Origin of the sequence: Streptomyces sp. NPDC000345 (assembly GCF_042898825.1) — a bacterium.
Classification (GTDB): Bacteria; Actinomycetota; Actinomycetes; order Streptomycetales; family Streptomycetaceae; genus Streptomyces.
The window spans coordinates 447,603-463,349 of sequence record NZ_JBIAZE010000002.1 but is presented as its reverse complement, the minus strand read 5'-3'; the positions used below and the strand labels follow the sequence as shown (position 1 = coordinate 463,349).

Sequence of the window (15,747 nt, the reverse complement as noted above, 5' to 3'; positions counted from 1 at the left end):
CCTCCGGTTCCCCACGCGCTGCCGCTTGCTCCGATGTTCTCGGCAGAGCTCGGCATCGACGACACCCGAAGTGAACGAGGTCAGGCCGCCGACGCCGGCTCCCAGCGATAGGCCTCGACAGCCTCCTCGTACGGCAGCAGCCAAGGCTTGAGCTCAGCCCGAACGATCTGCGCGTCCCCCGGCGGCAGCGTCAACGACGCCCGCCGCATCCGTACGCTCCACGTCGCCGGATCGGGGAACACGGCCAGCCGCGGCACCAGGTCGCGCAACACCAGCCCCTCCCGGAAACGGGCCAGAGCCGACACCTCCAGCCGGCACCCCTGCGTGAAGCTGCGCTCCCCGAAGACCACCGGCTCCTCCAGGACACGTACCGGGCTCGCCACCCGCGCCCGGCCGACCACGCGCCCCAGGTCACGGGTCGGGTTCCGGAAGCAGCCGCGCGTGGTGTAGACGAAGATCTCGTCGCCCTCCTCCAGTGCCTGGGCCGCCCGGGAGCGCCCGGCGGGGAACGCCATGCGCTGTTCGGTCACCACCCAGCTCAGCGCGGCACGGTCACCGATGATCAACAGGTGCGCGGAGGACATGCGGGGCACGCCAGCAGGGGACGGCCCCTCCCCCGTGCGCGCGGCAGGTCACAGGCTCCACGCCTCGGCGAGCAGGCCGACGAGATGCCGTTGCTGTGCCTCCAGCACCTCCGGAGTCCAGTCCTCGTGCCGGAGCACCTGGCTGGTCAGGGCGAAGGGAACCGAACCGCTGCGGCCGGTGAAGTACCTGGCCTTCTTCATGGCGAAGTCGTAGTTCTGGGCGGCGGAGTTCTTCACCCGGTTGAGCAGGACCAGATTGCCGAGCCGATGGGTCCAGTACGCGCGCTGGTCGTCGTCGAACAGGTCGGTCCAGCGCGACCCGGGATCCGGGTTCTGCGGAAGCACGTGCTCGACGGTGATGAGCGGCAGCTCGTACGTCACGCCGTGGGCTTCGGCAAGCAGTTCGTCGACACGGAGCAGCACGTACTTGCGGATCTTGGCGACGAGGTACAGCTCGCCCTCCAGCCGGGCCCGGGTGTCGGCCTTCTCCGCGTCCGTGAGGGCGAGCGCCGGCGAGTCCAGACCGAGGCCCTGGTCGAGCTGGCGGAGGAGTTCGGCGAAGCGGGTCACGCGCGGTGTGGTGTACACGCGCCGGATGAACATGCTGGCGGACAGGCGCTCCAGGGCGCAGAGGAAACGGTCGAGCCAGTCCGGGTCGTGTTCGTGGTTGCGCAGGGCCCACAGTGCGGCGGGCCGCCAGTCGTTGTGGTCGGTCTGCCGAAGGCGCTTGAACCAGGCGTTGACCTTCTCCGAACCGGACGACGACTCGTACCGTGCGTCGCGGATCTGCGCGTACGCCTCGGCGTAGGGGACGACGACGTCGTTGACGAAGGTCTCGGCCTTGTCGGGCAGGTAGTGGCTGAGCACCTGCACGGGGAACTCCTTGAGCAGTTCCCGTTCCGCTCGCTTCTTCTCGTAGATCATGCGCAGGTGGAGGAAGAGGTCGGCGAAGCCTTCCCGGCCCAGGGCCTCCTCGGCGTCCTCCCACTTGCGGGCGCAGTCCTCCGACTCCTGCGGGTCCTTGACCGCCCCGATGATCTGCGACTTGAAGATGTCGGTGGGTGACAGGTCCAGGCCGCGGGAGTTCATGACGCTGAAGATGCGGTGCGCGCTCTCCAGGTCGGGAGTGGCGACCACGACCAGGAAGGTCCGCTCGCCGAGCATCCGGACCAGGGGAAGCCGGCGTTCCTCGGGCCAGCTGAGGAGCTCGCGCCGCAGGGCTACGGCGTTGTCCAGCACGGCCTTCTGGGCGTCCGTCGGCAGAGTCGTCCGGTCCAGGGAGAGGAGCGTCTCTATGGCGCCGCTGGTCTGGATGTGCTTGTGGAAGAACCCGGCGTCCCGCTTGCGGGGCGTGAGTCTCGGCCGGGCCCTGAGTCCGAGGATGGGGTCGCCGGGTTGGTTGACCAGCTTGTGCAGGGCGTCCTGCAACGCGGGATCCGTCGACAGGTCGCGCAGCACCGAGAGCAGGATCGTCAGCGTGGTGAGACGCTGCTGCCCGTCGATCACGTCCGCCGTGGGCTCTCCGTTCTCCTTGACGAGGACCAGCGAGCCGAGGAAGTACGGCTCCTCGGTGCCGCGTTCCAGGGCCTCCGTGAGGTCCGTGAGCAGTTGGAGCGCCTGCTCCGGCTGCCAGGCGTACGGGCGCTGGTAGTCCGGGATCCGGAAGTCGTAGTCGCTGCTGAACACCTTGTGCAGGGGCATCTCGTGCGCCTCGAGCTTTTGCATGCGCCCCATGATGGCGCCCCCCACTGACGGTCCGTCACCCGATCACCCGACCTCTCCCGTGGGCCTGGATGTCGCTAGGCGGGCGTCAGCACACGCGTGGCACGGGCACGCAGAGATACGTACACAAATTCGAGGAGACTGAAAAACCAAAACTACGTTGACGACGCTAACAGGCACCCCTCATGCTCAAGATGCAAACGCTTCGCCTCATCCGTCGCGCCCGCATTCCCCGCCTCTCCCCGCACAAGGAGCTGAGCATGACCGACCAGCCTCCCGCTTCCCCCGCCCCGGCTTCCGACGCCACCGCCACCCTCCGTGAGCTGCTCCTCGCCCGCCTCGACAACTCCGGCCTCGCGCCGGAGCCGCGGGAGCTCCTGCGCGAGCTGCTGCCCGACGAGCAGGTCAGGAGCAGTGGAGGACGGGCGGGGCCGGTCGTCCGGCTGCGGTCCATCACCGCGGCCGGCTGGCGCGGCATCGGCCCCCGGACCACCCTCGAACTGCCGCCGGGCCCCGGCCTGGTCGTCGTCGCGGGTCCCAACGGGTCCGGCAAGTCGAGCTTCGCCGAGGCCGCGGAGACCGCGCTGACGGGGCGCAACTCCCGCTGGGAGGGAAAGCGGGCCACCGACTGGCAGAAGGGGTGGCGCAACCTGCACAGCGCCGACGTCACTCCCGAGGTCTCCGTCGAGCTGTCCGTCGGCGAGCACGGCGAGACGGTCACCGTGCGGCGGACCTGGTACGGGGCCAAGGTGGGCGAGGCCCGGACACGGGTGGAGGGCGCCGACGGCTCGGAGCGGAAGCTGGAGGAGGTCGTCGACGCCGAGGCGCTGGACCTGGCCCGGCCCTTCCTGCCGTACAGCGAACTCGGTTCGATGATCAACGGCACGCTGGGCGGACTGCACGACGCCTTCTTCAAGCTCCTCGGGCTGGAGCTGCTCGCCGAGTTCGACGCGCAGGTGAAGGACGTCGTGGGGGCCTGCGACCAGGCGGTCAAGGACGGGGACGCCCTCACCGCGAAGCTGCTCGACGAGCTGGCGGCGCTGGACGACCCCAGGGCCCGCGAGGCCGCACAGGCGCTGTCGGGGGCCAGGCCCGACCGCACTCGGGTGCGGGCACTGCTGGAGAGCCGTTCCCCGGCGGCCGAGGTCGAGCTGGCCCGGCTGCGGCAGTACGCGAGCCTCGCCGGCCCTGACCTGGAGGAGGTCGGCGGGGCCGTCGTCCGGCTGCGGGAGGCCGCCGCCGATGCCGAGGAAACGCGCTACGGCGACGCGGAGGACGCCCGCCGCCTGGCCGGGCTCCTGGACGCCGCTCTGGACCACCGGCGCCGCTCCCAGGGCACGGACTGCCCGGTCTGCGGCAGTGAGAACCGGCTCGACCAGACGTGGGCCGAGCGGGCACGGGCCGAGGTGGAGCGGCTCCGGACGGAGGCCGTCGGGGCCGAGGCCGCACGGAAGGCGGTGGCCACCGCGCTGCGTGCCGTCCATGACCTCGTGCAGCCGGTTCCGGTGTGGCTGCGGGGCGAGACGTCCCTCCTCGTCGCGGTCTGGCAGGAATGGGCGCAGTGCCGCGACGTCACCCACCCGCGGGAGCTCGCGGACCGTGCCGCACGCACCGCGGCCGTCCTGGACGACGCCTGCCGTCAGATCCGGGAGGAGTCCGCCCGGCGGCTCGCCGACCACGACGAGGCCTGGCAGCCGGCGGCCGTCCGGCTCGCCGAGTGGCTGGGTGTGGCGGAGGCGGCCGAGGCCGCACGCGAGCGGCGCCAGCACGCGCGCAAGGCCCGTGCCTGGCTGCGGCCGATCATCGACGAGCTGCGGGACGAGCGGCTGCGGCCGTTCGCCCGGCAGTCGCAGGACGTGTGGCGGAAGCTGTGCGAGCACAGCAGCGTCAACCTCGGGTCCGTCACCCTGGAGGGCACGCCGGGGCGCGGCCGCGTCAAGCTGGACGTGTCCGTGGACGACATGGACGCGCCCGCGTACAGCGTGATGAGCCAGGGCGAGCTGCACTCCCTCGCGCTGTCCCTGTTCCTGCCGCGCGCCACCCACGCGGCCAGCCCGTTCGGCTTCCTCGTCATCGACGACCCCGTGCAGTCCATGGACCCCGAGAAGGTGGAGGGGCTGGCCCGGGTCCTCGACGCCTTCGCGCGGGACCGGCAGGTCGTCGTCTTCACCCACGACACCCGCCTCGCCCAGGCCGTCGACCACCTCGGCATCGAGGCGACCGTCCTGCAGGTCACGCGTCGGGCCGACTCGGTGGTGGGCGTCGAGACCGTCAACGACGCGGTCGAGCAGGCACTCGCGGAGGCGCGGGCGGTGTCCCTGGACCCGGGACTGCCGCAGGACGTGGCCGATCACGTGCTGCCCGCCATGTGCCGCAGGGCCGTCGAGGCCGCCTGCCTCGAGACGGCGCGGCGCAGGCTGCGCGACGAGCACGGCCTCGGGTCGGCGGAGGTCGAGGAGCGGGTCGGGCGCCTGGACCGCACCAAGACGTATGTCGCCCTCGCCCTGCTCGGGGACGAGCGGCAGCATGCCCGTGATGCCGTCGAGGGGATCTGTACCGGCAGCTGGACGCTGATCACGGCGTTCAACTCCGGCGCGCACACGCCTCTGCCGAGCGTCGACGACCGCAAGGAACTCGTACGCCGGACCAAGACCCTCGTGAGGGCGATCCGCGGTACGCGCGCGCAGTCCGCCGGGGGCGCCCGATGAGCGTGTCCCCGGAGTCCCTCGTCTCCGCCGCCGGCCGTCTCCTGCGGCCGGCGGCGGGGGACGCGGCCACCCTGACACCCGGTCTGCGGGCCCGTGCGGCGGCGATCCTGCTCCGCATGGCACTCGACCGGGCTCTCGACGCCTACTGGTTGCGCGTCACTCCCTCGATGACCCGGGTGGCCAGGCACCGCATGCTGTGCCTGGAGTGGTACGCAGGCCGGGACACCGCCCGAAGGTGCCGTGCCACCTGGTCGGCGCTCAGTGCGGCCTGCCACCACCGCACCGGCGAACTGCCGCCGTCCCCCGCCGAGATCCACAGCCGCCTGCACGAGGTCACCGGTCTCCTGGAAGCACTGCGTGCCCGGCCGGGCACGGGACCGGTCACGTCCGCTTCGAAGGCCTGAGGACGCCGCGCCCACTCCCGCACCCACCCGCATTCATACGCCCGGACCAGTGAGGAAGGCCCTCTTGGACACCCGCCGCTACCGCATGGTCGTCACCAGCGGACTGGACTACGTCAGCACCGGCGCGCAGGTCGACGGCCGGCTGCGCCGGTGGCTCAAGGAGCCGCCGAAGAGCTACGACGTGGCCGCCTTCGCCGAGGGGCGCAACGAGATAGCCCGCGGCGTCACCCTCGACCACGACTCCGCGACCGGGACCTCGGGCGCGTACGGGCGGTGGCGCCTGCGGGAGGCCTTGCCGGGCGGGACCTGGCAGACCACTGTGCTGATCTGCCAGACGGGAGACGGGCCGACCAGGGTCCAGCTGGACGTCGAGCACCTTCCCGACGACCCCGAGGTCCTGCCCGTACCCGCCAAGACACCCCGGCTCGCGGGCAGTCTCCTGCACGTCCTCAACGCCCGCGACGGCCTCGCCGATGTCACGGCCCAGCCCCAGGTGGTCGAAGCGGAGGACGTCGACGCCGTCGTCGACGAGTTGTGCGACGAGACGCGGCGCCTGCCGGTCGTCGTGGCCAGCACTCCGTACGGAGTCGACTTCGACGACTGGCTGGAGGACACGGTGGACCCCCTGGTCCGCCCGCTCGCCGGACTCGCCATCCTCTACCTGCTCTCCCCGGAGGCGGAGACCCGTTTCAACCGGGCGCTGGAGTACCACCGGGTCTACGGCGGTGGCGTCCGCACCTTCCTGCCCGGGGTCGATCCCGCCTGGCCCGCGGACGGGCAACGGCACCGGGTGATGTCCCGCCGGATGATCACCGAGCAACCTTCCCGTGCCCGCCGGATACTCGCCCAGCTGCCTCAGCGGCTGGCAGCCCGTACTCCCCTGCCGGCCGAGCTCGACTCCGTCCCGGTCATGCGGACCCGCGCCCGCAACGACTCCGCGGCACCGGAGCTGGAACGGTTGCGCGTCGAGAACGAAGCACTGCTCGAGATTCTGGAGGAGGCCGGGCGCGAACAGCGGGTGCGGGCCGACGAGATCCGCGACCTCAAGTACGAACTGCGCAAGGCGGAGGACAACGAGACGCTGCTCATCGCCGAGTACGACGAGCAGTACCAGGAACTGCACACGACCCGTGCCCAGGTGCTGGCCCTCCAGAAACACCTCGTGTCCATCGGCGCCGGAGCCGCCGCGTACACCCCCGTCACGACGCCGGACGACGGCCCGGAGTCCTTCGAGGAGCTGCTCGGCCGCATCGCCGACCTGCCCCGTCTGCACTTCACCGGTTCCCGCAAGGTGACTCTCGAACTCGACGCGCAGGCCTACGGATCATCGTGGGTGCGGATGACCTGGGACGCGCTTCTGGCGCTGCGGGACTTCGCCGAGGCGGCGGCCGAGCGCCGGACCACCCGCGACTTCAAGCAGTGGTGTGCCGACGCCCCGGACGGTGTCTGCACCATCTCGCCGCGGAAGATCGTGCGGGACGAGTCCAGGTCGGTGAAGAGCAACTCCGCCTGGCGCCGGGAACGTACGTTCCCCGTACCCGAGTACGTGGATCCTGCACGGAAGGTCTTCATGGGTGCTCACGTACGCGTCGGCGGCGGCAACACGATCGCACCCCGGTTGCACTACCACGACGGCACCCGCGCGGACCACGGCATCTACGTCGGGTACATCGGTCCCCATCTGACCAATACGTTGACGTGACCGCGTCCAACGAGGCTGTCGGTGTCGGCCAGTACGCTGCCAGACAAGATCGAAGCACAGGAGTGTGAGGGGGTGTCATGGCCGACGGCGACTCGCAGTACCCGTTGTTCTGGCTGCGGCTGCCGAACGGAGACGGGATCGACCGGGCACGTGGGGTGCTGCTGAACGAGCGGGGGACGAACGGAAGCCGCAAGTTCCTCATACTGGCGGGATCCCCCGTACGTGATCACGTGATGCCGTCGCTCGCCGCTCATGCCAAGGGCCCGGTCAAGCGGCGCGAGGAACTCAAGGCCCAGGGTGTGCTGGTTCCCTCGTCCCTCTGGCCGGGGTGGCTGGAGCTGACCGAGGACGTGGTGTGCGGTTCCCCCTCCTCCGCCGCCATGTTGCTGGTCGGTGCCCCGCGCAACGGATGGGAGGAATGGCGCACCGGGCAGGGCGCGCCGCTGTCCGACTTCATGTCGGGCGTGTGGCCGGGTCCCAACCGCACATGGCTCATCCGCGGTTCGAACGTCACCGGCCTCGATGTCGTCCAACGCCTGTGGCTCCCGGAAGGCCGCGTCACCCTCGCCGCCTCGCGACTCAGGCAGGGCGTGAGACAGGGCACGAGCAAGGAGGACCTGCGCGCATACGTGCAAGAGGACTACGAGTCCACGGCCACGTACAACCAGAAACTGCAGCTGGTCGAGGAACTGCATGCCTTCCTTTCCCGCATGAAACCCGGCGATGTCGTATGCACCATCTCCGGTGGGCGCCTTCACGTCGGTGAGATCACCGGAGAGGCGGAGCAGATCGAGTCGGAGGACCGGCGTTCCAACCTCCGGCGGCCGGTGGAATGGCAACCCACCGGATTTCCGTACGACGATCTGCCCGAGGAACTCCAGCAGAAGCTCTCCATCCAGCACGATGTCGTCGACCTCACCTCCGTCCAGGCACACATCGAAGGGCTCGGCCTGACCAACCAGGAGCTCGTAGAGGAAGCCGAGGCCATAGAGCACGACCCGAGTGCGGAAACGCCGGCGCTCACCGCCCGGCGTGAGCTGGAGCTGCCCGAACCCACCCGGGAATTCGCCCGTGAGCTCCTCGCTCACGACATCGGATGGCTCCGGGAGATGCGGGACCTGCTCTGGGACGAGCGGCAGTTGGTGCTGTACGGACCGCCGGGAACCGGCAAGACGTACTTGGCACTGAAGCTTGCCGAGTTCCTTGGCAGTGGGCCCGAGCAGGTCAAGCTCGTGCAGTTCCATCCCTCGTACTCCTACGAGGACTTCTTCGAGGGCTTCCGGCCCCAGGAAGACCCTCAGACCAGAGAAGTCGCCTTCCGGCTCACCGCCGGGCCGCTGCGTGAACTCGCCGACCTGGCCTCCCGGGAGGGCAACCGGCACATCCCGCACTTCCTGATCATCGACGAGATCAACCGGGCCAACCTGGCGAAGGTCTTCGGCGAGTTGTACTTCCTGCTGGAGTACCGCAACAAGGCGGTCCGGCTCACGTACTCCGGCGACGACTTCGCGCTGCCACCCAACCTGTTCCTCATCGGCACGATGAACACTGCCGACCGCTCCATCGCCCTGGTGGACGCGGCGATGCGCCGCCGGTTCGCCTTCGTCGAGCTCTCACCGCGCACCGAACCCACGAGCGGACTGCTGCGCCGCTGGCTGGCTCGGGAGGGCAAGGACTCGGAGCCCGCCGATCTGCTGGACGAGCTCAACGCCCGGATCGACGACAGCGACTTCCGCATCGGCCCCTCCTACCTGATGAAGCCGGGCGTCTACCGCGACGGCGGCCTGGAGCGGACCTGGCGCACAAAGATCCTGCCCCTGTTGGAGGAGCACCACTACGGCGAAGGCGTCGATATCGAGAAGCGGTACGGGCTGACGGTCCTGAGGGAGTCACTGAGATGACGTCCGCAGTTGCCGTCCCCATCGAGCTGGTGGAGCACGCGCCGGCCGTCAGCCTTGCCCTGCCGCACTCTGTGGGCAGGGCACTCGCCGCCGCGAACATCGTGGACGCGGCACCGGATCCGTACGCCCCCGGCCGTTGGTCGCTTCGCGCAGGACACAAGGTCGGCGCGGTGGCGGTCGCCGTACCCGGCTGTGTCGATCCTGTCACCGTTCGGATCACTCCCAAAGTGCCCATCGCGCGCTTCTTCTTTCTGCTCGGCTACACCTTGAACCCCAGAGGCGGCTGGCAGGACGGTCAGGTCGAGGTGGCCGAGCACCGCCACCTGTTGCCCGCGCTCGCCCACGCCCTGGAGCGCCAGGTGGACCGGGCCCTGCGGCAGGGCTTGTTGCAGGGCTACCGGGAGACTGAGGAGACCGCCTTCGTCGTGCGCGGCCGGATCCGCGAGGCCGAGCAGATACGACGGCACTACGGCGCCGCGCTGCCCGTGGAGGTGGTGTACGACGAGTTCACCACCGACATCGCGGAGAACCGCATTCTGCGCACGGCCGTCGAGCGCCTCCTGCGCCTGCCCGGTGTCCCGCGCGACGTCCGCCACGGGCTCCTGCATCAGCGCGCGCGCCTCGCCGACGTCACCGCGATCGTGCCCGGACGGCGACTCCCCAGCTGGCAGCCGACGCGGCTCAACTCCCGCTACCATCAAGCCCTGCGTCTCGCCCGTGTGGTCCTGGACGGTTCGTCGGCCGAGCATTCACCGGGCGGACTGCGCATCGACGGGTTCCTGTTCGACATGAACAAGCTGTTCGAGGACTTCGTGACAGTAGCCCTGCGCGAGGCGTTTCGCGGCACCGGTCACACGGCCCGACTCCAGGACCCGCACCACCTCGACCAGGCCGCCGCGATCCGTATGAAGCCCGACTTCGTCCTCTATGGTGCGGACGGGACGCCATGTGCCGTGGTCGACGCCAAGTACAAGGCGGAGAGGCGGAGCGGCTTTCCGGACGCCGACCTGTACCAGATGCTCGCGTACTGCACCGCCCTCGGCCTGCCCGAAGGGCACCTGGTGTACGCGAAGGGCAACGCATCGCACGCGGCCCACACCGTCCGGCACACCGGCATCGTCATCCACCAGCACGCCCTCGACCTGGATCAGGAACCGGCTGGACTGCTCGCGGACATCGAGGAAGTCGCCCTGAGGCTGGTGAACACCCCGCGCGTATGATCGACTGCGGAGTGTCCGTCCAGGGGGGAGTACACCTCGTGCCACAGCTCGCGTTCGCCAACAGTTTCTGGGAGAGCTACGACGTCCTGGAGAAGCCCGTCAAGGCCGGCGTGCGCAAGGCGATGCAGAAGTTCCAGCAGCTCACCGTGTCCGAGCTGCACGCGGACAAGGGGCTGCACCTGGAATCCGTGGAGAACGCGCGCGATCCGCGGATGCGGACGATCCGCATCAACGACTTCTGGCGGGGCGTGGTCCTCGCCCCGGACGACGGCAGTGATGTGTTCCTGCTCGTCAACGTGGTCCGGCACGACGACGCCTACACCTGGGCGGCCAAGCGGCTGTACACGACGAACTCGGCGACCCGGGGGCTCGAGGTCCGCAACGTCGTCGCTATCGAGCAGCTGACCCCGGCGCTGGAGAAGGCCGCCGCGGCCGCCGAGACCCTGCTGTTCGCGAAGTACTCGGACACCGTGCTGCGCCACCTCGGCATCGACGACCAGGTCCTCAAAGCCGTACGGACCATCGTCGACAAGGCGCAGCTGCAGGCGTTCGAGACGCTGTTGCCGGAGGACCAGTGCGAGGTGCTGCAGTACCTCGCCGAGAACTTCAGCCCGGACGACGTGTACCGGGACGTGGTCGCGGTCCGCCGCCCCGTCGACGCGGGCCCCGATCCGGACGAGAGCCTGGCCGTCGTCATCGCCAACACCAAGAGCCGTATCACCCTGGTCACCGGGCCGGAGGAACTCGCCGACATCCTGGAGAAGCCGTTCGCGGCATGGCGGGTGTTCCTGCACCCCTCACAACGCCGGGTCGCCTACCGGGTGTCGTACGGTGGTCCCGTCCAGGTCACGGGCGGCCCGGGCACCGGCAAGACGGTCGCCGCACTGCATCGCGTGAAGCATCTCCTCAGCCGCTCGCCCAGCGCCCGCGTCCTGCTCACCACGTACACGAACGCTCTGGCCGCCTCGCTGCGGGAGAACCTCGCGTTCCTCCTGGACGACGACCCGGCCCTGCTCGACCGCGTCGACGTCACCACGGTCAACGCCTATGCTCACGGCGTCGTGAGCCGTCTCGACGGCAAGGTGCCCTCCCTCATCGGTGACCGTGACGAGCGTCTGCTGTGGCAGCGAGTGGTGAAGAAGCTCGGGCTGCCCTGGACCGAGCAGTTTTTGGCGCAGGAGTACCGGCATGTCGTCCTCGCCCAGGATCTTCGCAGCCTGGACGACTACCGCGGTGCCGCCCGGCGCGGTCGTGGCAGTGCCCTTTCGTCGGCGCGGCGCGAGCAGTTGTGGCCGGCGGTCGAACTGTTCGATTCGATGTTGCGCGACCAGAAGACCACCACGCACCTGAAGGTGTGCGCCCGTGCCGCGGAACTCCTGGCCGCCTCGGCGCCCACACACGACCACGTGGTGGTCGACGAGGCACAGGACCTGCACCCGGCCCAGTGGCGCGTCCTGCGCGGCGCGGTGGCCCCGGGCAGCGACGACCTGTTCATCACGGGCGACCCGCATCAGCGGATCTACGACGCGAAGGTCTCGCTCGGCTCCCTGGGCATCGCGGTGGTCGGACGCACCCATCGCCTGCGCATCAATTACCGCAGTACGGAGGAGATCCTCACCTGGTCCACGGGCATACTCGGCCCGGTTCCCGTCGACGACCTGGGAGGCGAGGGAAGCGACACCCTGGCCGGCTACCGCTCGCTGCTGCACGGCCGCCGGCCGCACACGGACGGCTACGGCACCGAGCAGGCCGAGGTCGCGGCACTCGTCGAGCGTGTCGAAGGCTGGATCGCCCAGGGCATCCGGCCGTCGGAGATCGGTGTGTGCGCCCGGTTCAACGTCATGCTGGACAAGGTGTACGACAAGCTCGGCGCGGCGCAGGTGCCGGTGGTCCGGGTCCGGGACCATCCCGGGCCGGACGTGGACGGGGTGCGGCTCGCCACCATGCACGCCATGAAGGGGCTGGAGTTCCGTTGCGTCGCCGTGCTGGGGGTGACGGCGGGCGCCGTGCCGTTCGCCCGGGAGGTGACGCCGTCGTCCGTGGACGCGCTGCAGCACGACTCGGACCTGCTGCGGGAGCGCTGTCTGCTGTTCGTGGCGTGCACGCGGGCGCGCGAGGCACTGGCAGTGTCGTGGAGCGGGGCGGTCAGCCCCTTCGTACCCGGGCCACGGTGACGGGCCGGCCGGGCGGCTCGGCGGCTGGTCACTTCTTCGGCGAGAGCGCTCCGTTGCCGAGGCCGTCCCTGGCCAGTGCGGTCGCCTGCCTGCTCAGTTCCGCCACCCGCCGGCTCAGTTCCTCGAACTCCTGCAGTGCGCGGAACGCGGCCCCGTAGCGGCGTTGGTCGGCGATGTCCATCTGCGGGACGCGTGCGCCCTTGCCGTCGAGGCGGAAAGTGCCGCTGGCGCTGGTGGAACGGCGGGTGTTCGCCGTGCTGCGCAAGAACCCCTGCAGGAAGTCGGTGTCGAGCTGATCGCTGACCGAGACGGGCTGCGGATCGCCGTACTCGACGAGCCCGGCGCGCGCGAGGTCGGCGACGCTGACGGAGGGCCCGTCGAGGGAGCCGGGTCCCTCGCCTGCGGTGAGCGCCGGCAGCAGCTCGGCCAGTGACCGCACCCGCTCTTCCAGCTCCCGCCGTAGCGCCTCGTACTCGGCGGCATAGTCCCGGTGGGAGTCCTCGATGTGGCGCCCGGGAGTGAGGTCCACGGTGTCGTCGAGGAGGTCGATCAGGGCCACGTCCGCAGTCTGGTCGGGCCTGGGGTCAAAAGAGCCGTCCGGTTCGTTCGCGGTCAGGTCGACCATGCGGACGCTGGTGGCGGCGTCACCGAGGGACCGCGGGCGACGCAACTGCCAGAGGTGGACGGGGAGCGCGTGCGAAGCCGCGGTGCCGGGCGGGAGGGCGATGATCTGCGTGAGGATGCCCCGCCGTACGAGCTCCGCTCGGATGCGGCGGCCCGCCTTGCGGTACGCCACGGACGCGTGCATGACCATGAGGACCCGGCCCCCGGGCGCGGTGTGCGCGTAGGCGTTCTGCAGCCAGGCGAGTTCACCTTCGGCACGTGAGGGCGTGCCGAGTTCCCAGCGGGAGTCGAGGAGCAGGTCCTCCCGTCCCCAGTCGGTGTCACCGACAGGAGGATCGCAGACGACCAGATCGGCCTTCAGGTCCGGGAACCGGTCGTCCCGAAGGGAGTCTCCGGTGACGATGTCGACGCCGCCGTACCCGGTCAGGTCTGCCCGCAGGCGCGCGAAGCGCGCGCTACGCGCGTCGATCTCCTGGCCGTACCGGCGTGGCCCTCGCTCGGGGCCGACGGTCAGAAGGAGCGTGCCGATACCGCAGGCGGGATCGAAGAGGGCCGCATCGGCGGCGACGTCGCCGGCGAAGTGCCGCACCGCACGGATGATGCGTGGCGAGGTGACATGGTCCGAACCTGCCCGGCGAACGGACTCGGTGAAGCGGTCGGCGAGGTCGCCGACGAGTTCGCCGGGGGACCGGCTCTCGACAAGACTCCGCACCAGCCGGCCGGCGTCCGCCGGAAGCCCCCCGGGCGTCTCCTGCCCCACGTCGGTGAGAAGCTGTGCGACATCTGCCAGGCCGGTGATCAGCTCGTCACCGTAGGCCCCCCGCAGCGCCTGCCACAGTTGGACCTCCTCCGACACGTCCTGGCCCTTGCGCTGCCTGTCCAGCCATGCCTGGACCTCGGCCAGGTCGAACTGGGGACTGTTCACACCCCCGCCGACGGGCGCGGGGAAGTCGTCGTACCGCCGCCTCCAGTTGGAGACCGCCGCACGGGTGACGCCTGCGAGCCGGGCGATGTCGGAGCCGGTGACGAGTGGGGCGACCGGGCCGGCGGGAGTGTCTGACACATCCGCCACCGTACACAGGATCGACGCCTTCTTCAATGAAATAGAGTTGTTGACGGCGTTAACAAAACACGCCCGCCCGGACCGATCGACGCATCTCGAAAGCTCTTCGACGAGCGACAGCAGCCCTTCGGTCTGGAGCCGGCGTCCCGGTTTCGGGACGCCGGCTCCAGACCGGGCGGAAGACACCGAGCCGGAAAGGGCTCGGCCGCCTCACCTCCGCCTCTGGCCGCCTGTACCGCTACGGCCCACGGAAGACGTCCGTCAGGCCGCCTTCGCCACCCCCTCCCGGTGCCTGCGGATGATGTCCGCGTAGTGGCGTCCGGAGCCCTTGATCGTGCGGGTCTGGGTGCGGTAGTCGACGTGGACCAGTCCGAACCGTTTGGCGTAGCCGTACGCCCACTCGAAGTTGTCCAGCAGCGACCAGGCGAAGTACCCGGCCAGCGGGGCCCCCCTGCGCGCGGCGGAGGCGCAGGCCGCGAGGTGTCCGGTCAGGTAGGCCTGCCGCTCGGGGTCGTCGACGGTGCCGTCGGGGCGGACCACGTCCGGGTAGGCGGAACCGTTTTCCGTGACGTACAGGCGGCGGGCGCCGTACTCGTCGGTCAGGCGCAGCAGCAGCGCCTCGATGCCGCTCGGGTCGACCTCCCAGTCCATGCCGGTGCGCGGGACCCCGTCGCGGCGCACGGAACGGGCGTACGGGGCGGGCCCCTCCGGGTCGTCGGCGACGGTCGCCGGGAAGTAGTAGTTCAGGCCCAGCCAGTCGAGGGGCGCGGCGATCGTCTCCAGGTCGCCCTGGCGCTCGGGGAGTTCGACGCCGTAGACCTCCCGCATGTCGGCCGGGAAACCACGGCCGTGCACCGGGTCGAGCCACCAGCGGTTGGTGTGGCCGTCCATGCGGCGGGCGGCGGCGAGGTCCTCGGGGCGGCCGGAGGCGGGGTGGACGGTGGAGAGGTTGTTGACGATGCCGACCTCGGCGCCGGGGGCCGCCGCGCGGATCGCCCGTGCGGCCAGACCGTGGCCGAGGAGCAGGTGGTACGAGGCGCGGACGGCGGCCGTCAGGTCGGTCAGGCCGGGGGCCATGGTGCCCTCGAGGTGCCCGATCCACGCCGAGCACAGGGGCTCGTTGAGGGTGGTCCAGTGGGTGACCCGGTCGCCGAGCCGTCCGGCGACGGCCGAGGCGTACGCGGCGAAGTGCTCGGCCGTGTCCCGCTCGGGCCAGCCGCCCCGGTCCTGGAGCACCTGCGGCAGGTCCCAGTGGTAGAGGGTGACGGACGGGGTGATGCCGGCCGCCAGCAGGGCGTCCACCAACTCGTCGTAGAAGGCGAGGCCCTTGGGGTTCACCGGCCCGTCGCCGCCCGGCATCACCCGCGGCCAGGCGATCGACATGCGGTAGGCGTTGGTGCCCAGCCGGCGCATCAGGCCGATGTCCTCGCGCCAGCGGTGGTAGTGGTCGCAGGCAACGTCGCCGTGGTCGTCGCCGGCGGTCTTTCCTGGGGTGTGCGAGAAGGTGTCCCAGATCGACGGGGAACGTCCGTCCTCCGCCACGGCCCCCTCGATCTGGTAGGCCGAGGTGGCCGTGCCCCACAGGAAGTCGTCCGGCAGTGCGGCGAGGTCGATGGTCACGGAAGTCCCTTCACGGTCACGGAGG

At 70.3% G+C, this 15,747-nt stretch carries 10 protein-coding genes; 6 read left to right on the top strand and 4 right to left on the bottom strand.

What is annotated here, in order from left to right; all coding sequences use genetic code 11:
- Positions 1 to 80: 80 nt before the first annotated feature.
- Positions 81 to 584, bottom strand: coding sequence for a hypothetical protein (locus ACFY30_RS06530; protein ID WP_390844029.1), 504 nt, complete (start codon positions 582 to 584; stop codon positions 81 to 83).
- A gap of 48 nt (positions 585 to 632) precedes the next feature.
- Positions 633 to 2,309: a DUF262 domain-containing protein gene (locus ACFY30_RS06525; RefSeq protein ID WP_390844028.1), complete on the bottom strand. Its 1,677-nt coding sequence runs from the start codon at positions 2,307 to 2,309 to the stop codon at positions 633 to 635.
- A gap of 257 nt (positions 2,310 to 2,566) precedes the next feature.
- Between ACFY30_RS06525 and ACFY30_RS06520 the strand changes: the two genes are divergently transcribed.
- From ACFY30_RS06520 to ACFY30_RS06495, 6 genes are all read left to right on the top strand, one after another.
- The gene (locus tag ACFY30_RS06520) at positions 2,567 to 5,014 is read left to right on the top strand and encodes an AAA family ATPase (protein WP_390844026.1); all 2,448 of its coding nucleotides are present in this window, start codon (positions 2,567 to 2,569) and stop codon (positions 5,012 to 5,014) included.
- Positions 5,011 to 5,418: a hypothetical protein gene (locus ACFY30_RS06515; RefSeq protein ID WP_390844025.1), complete on the top strand. Its 408-nt coding sequence runs from the start codon at positions 5,011 to 5,013 to the stop codon at positions 5,416 to 5,418. Before ACFY30_RS06520 ends, ACFY30_RS06515 begins: the two co-directional genes overlap by 4 nt.
- 64 nt (positions 5,419 to 5,482) lie before the next feature.
- On the top strand, positions 5,483 to 7,120 hold the full coding sequence (locus tag ACFY30_RS06510; protein ID WP_390844024.1) for a hypothetical protein: 1,638 nt from the start codon (positions 5,483 to 5,485) through the stop codon (positions 7,118 to 7,120).
- 77 nt (positions 7,121 to 7,197) lie between these two features.
- Positions 7,198 to 9,021 (top strand): DUF4357 domain-containing protein, encoded by a 1,824-nt coding sequence (locus ACFY30_RS06505; protein WP_390844023.1) that lies wholly within the window; start codon positions 7,198 to 7,200, stop codon positions 9,019 to 9,021.
- Entirely contained in the window at positions 9,018 to 10,241 is a 1,224-nt protein-coding gene (locus ACFY30_RS06500; protein ID WP_390844022.1) for an McrC family protein, read from the top strand. Before ACFY30_RS06505 ends, ACFY30_RS06500 begins: the two co-directional genes overlap by 4 nt.
- Before the next feature lie 38 nt (positions 10,242 to 10,279).
- Complete coding sequence (locus tag ACFY30_RS06495; RefSeq protein WP_390844021.1) at positions 10,280 to 12,415, top strand: UvrD-helicase domain-containing protein; 2,136 nt, start codon at positions 10,280 to 10,282, stop codon at positions 12,413 to 12,415.
- Between the two features lie 28 nt (positions 12,416 to 12,443).
- Here ACFY30_RS06495 and ACFY30_RS06490 read toward each other — a convergent pair whose 3' ends face one another.
- Both ACFY30_RS06490 and ACFY30_RS06485 read right to left on the bottom strand, forming a co-directional pair.
- Positions 12,444 to 14,102 carry an N-6 DNA methylase gene (locus ACFY30_RS06490; RefSeq protein WP_390844020.1) on the bottom strand — a complete coding sequence of 553 codons (1,659 nt, stop codon included), beginning with the start codon at positions 14,100 to 14,102 and terminating at the stop codon, positions 12,444 to 12,446.
- A 261-nt stretch (positions 14,103 to 14,363) separates the two neighbouring features.
- Entirely contained in the window at positions 14,364 to 15,722 is a 1,359-nt protein-coding gene (locus tag ACFY30_RS06485) for a GH1 family beta-glucosidase (RefSeq protein ID WP_390844019.1), read from the bottom strand.
- Positions 15,723 to 15,747 lie beyond the last annotated feature (25 nt).

Coding starts and splice junctions, on each gene's coding strand:
- ACFY30_RS06530 (WP_390844029.1), bottom strand. CDS start 584: ATGTCCTCCGCGCACCTGTTGATCATCGGTGACCGTGCCGCGCTGAGC.
- ACFY30_RS06525 (WP_390844028.1), bottom strand. CDS start 2,309: ATGCAAAAGCTCGAGGCGCACGAGATGCCCCTGCACAAGGTGTTCAGC.
- ACFY30_RS06520 (WP_390844026.1), top strand. CDS start 2,567: ATGACCGACCAGCCTCCCGCTTCCCCCGCCCCGGCTTCCGACGCCACC.
- ACFY30_RS06515 (WP_390844025.1), top strand. CDS start 5,011: ATGAGCGTGTCCCCGGAGTCCCTCGTCTCCGCCGCCGGCCGTCTCCTG.
- ACFY30_RS06505 (WP_390844023.1), top strand. CDS start 7,198: ATGGCCGACGGCGACTCGCAGTACCCGTTGTTCTGGCTGCGGCTGCCG.
- ACFY30_RS06500 (WP_390844022.1), top strand. CDS start 9,018: ATGACGTCCGCAGTTGCCGTCCCCATCGAGCTGGTGGAGCACGCGCCG.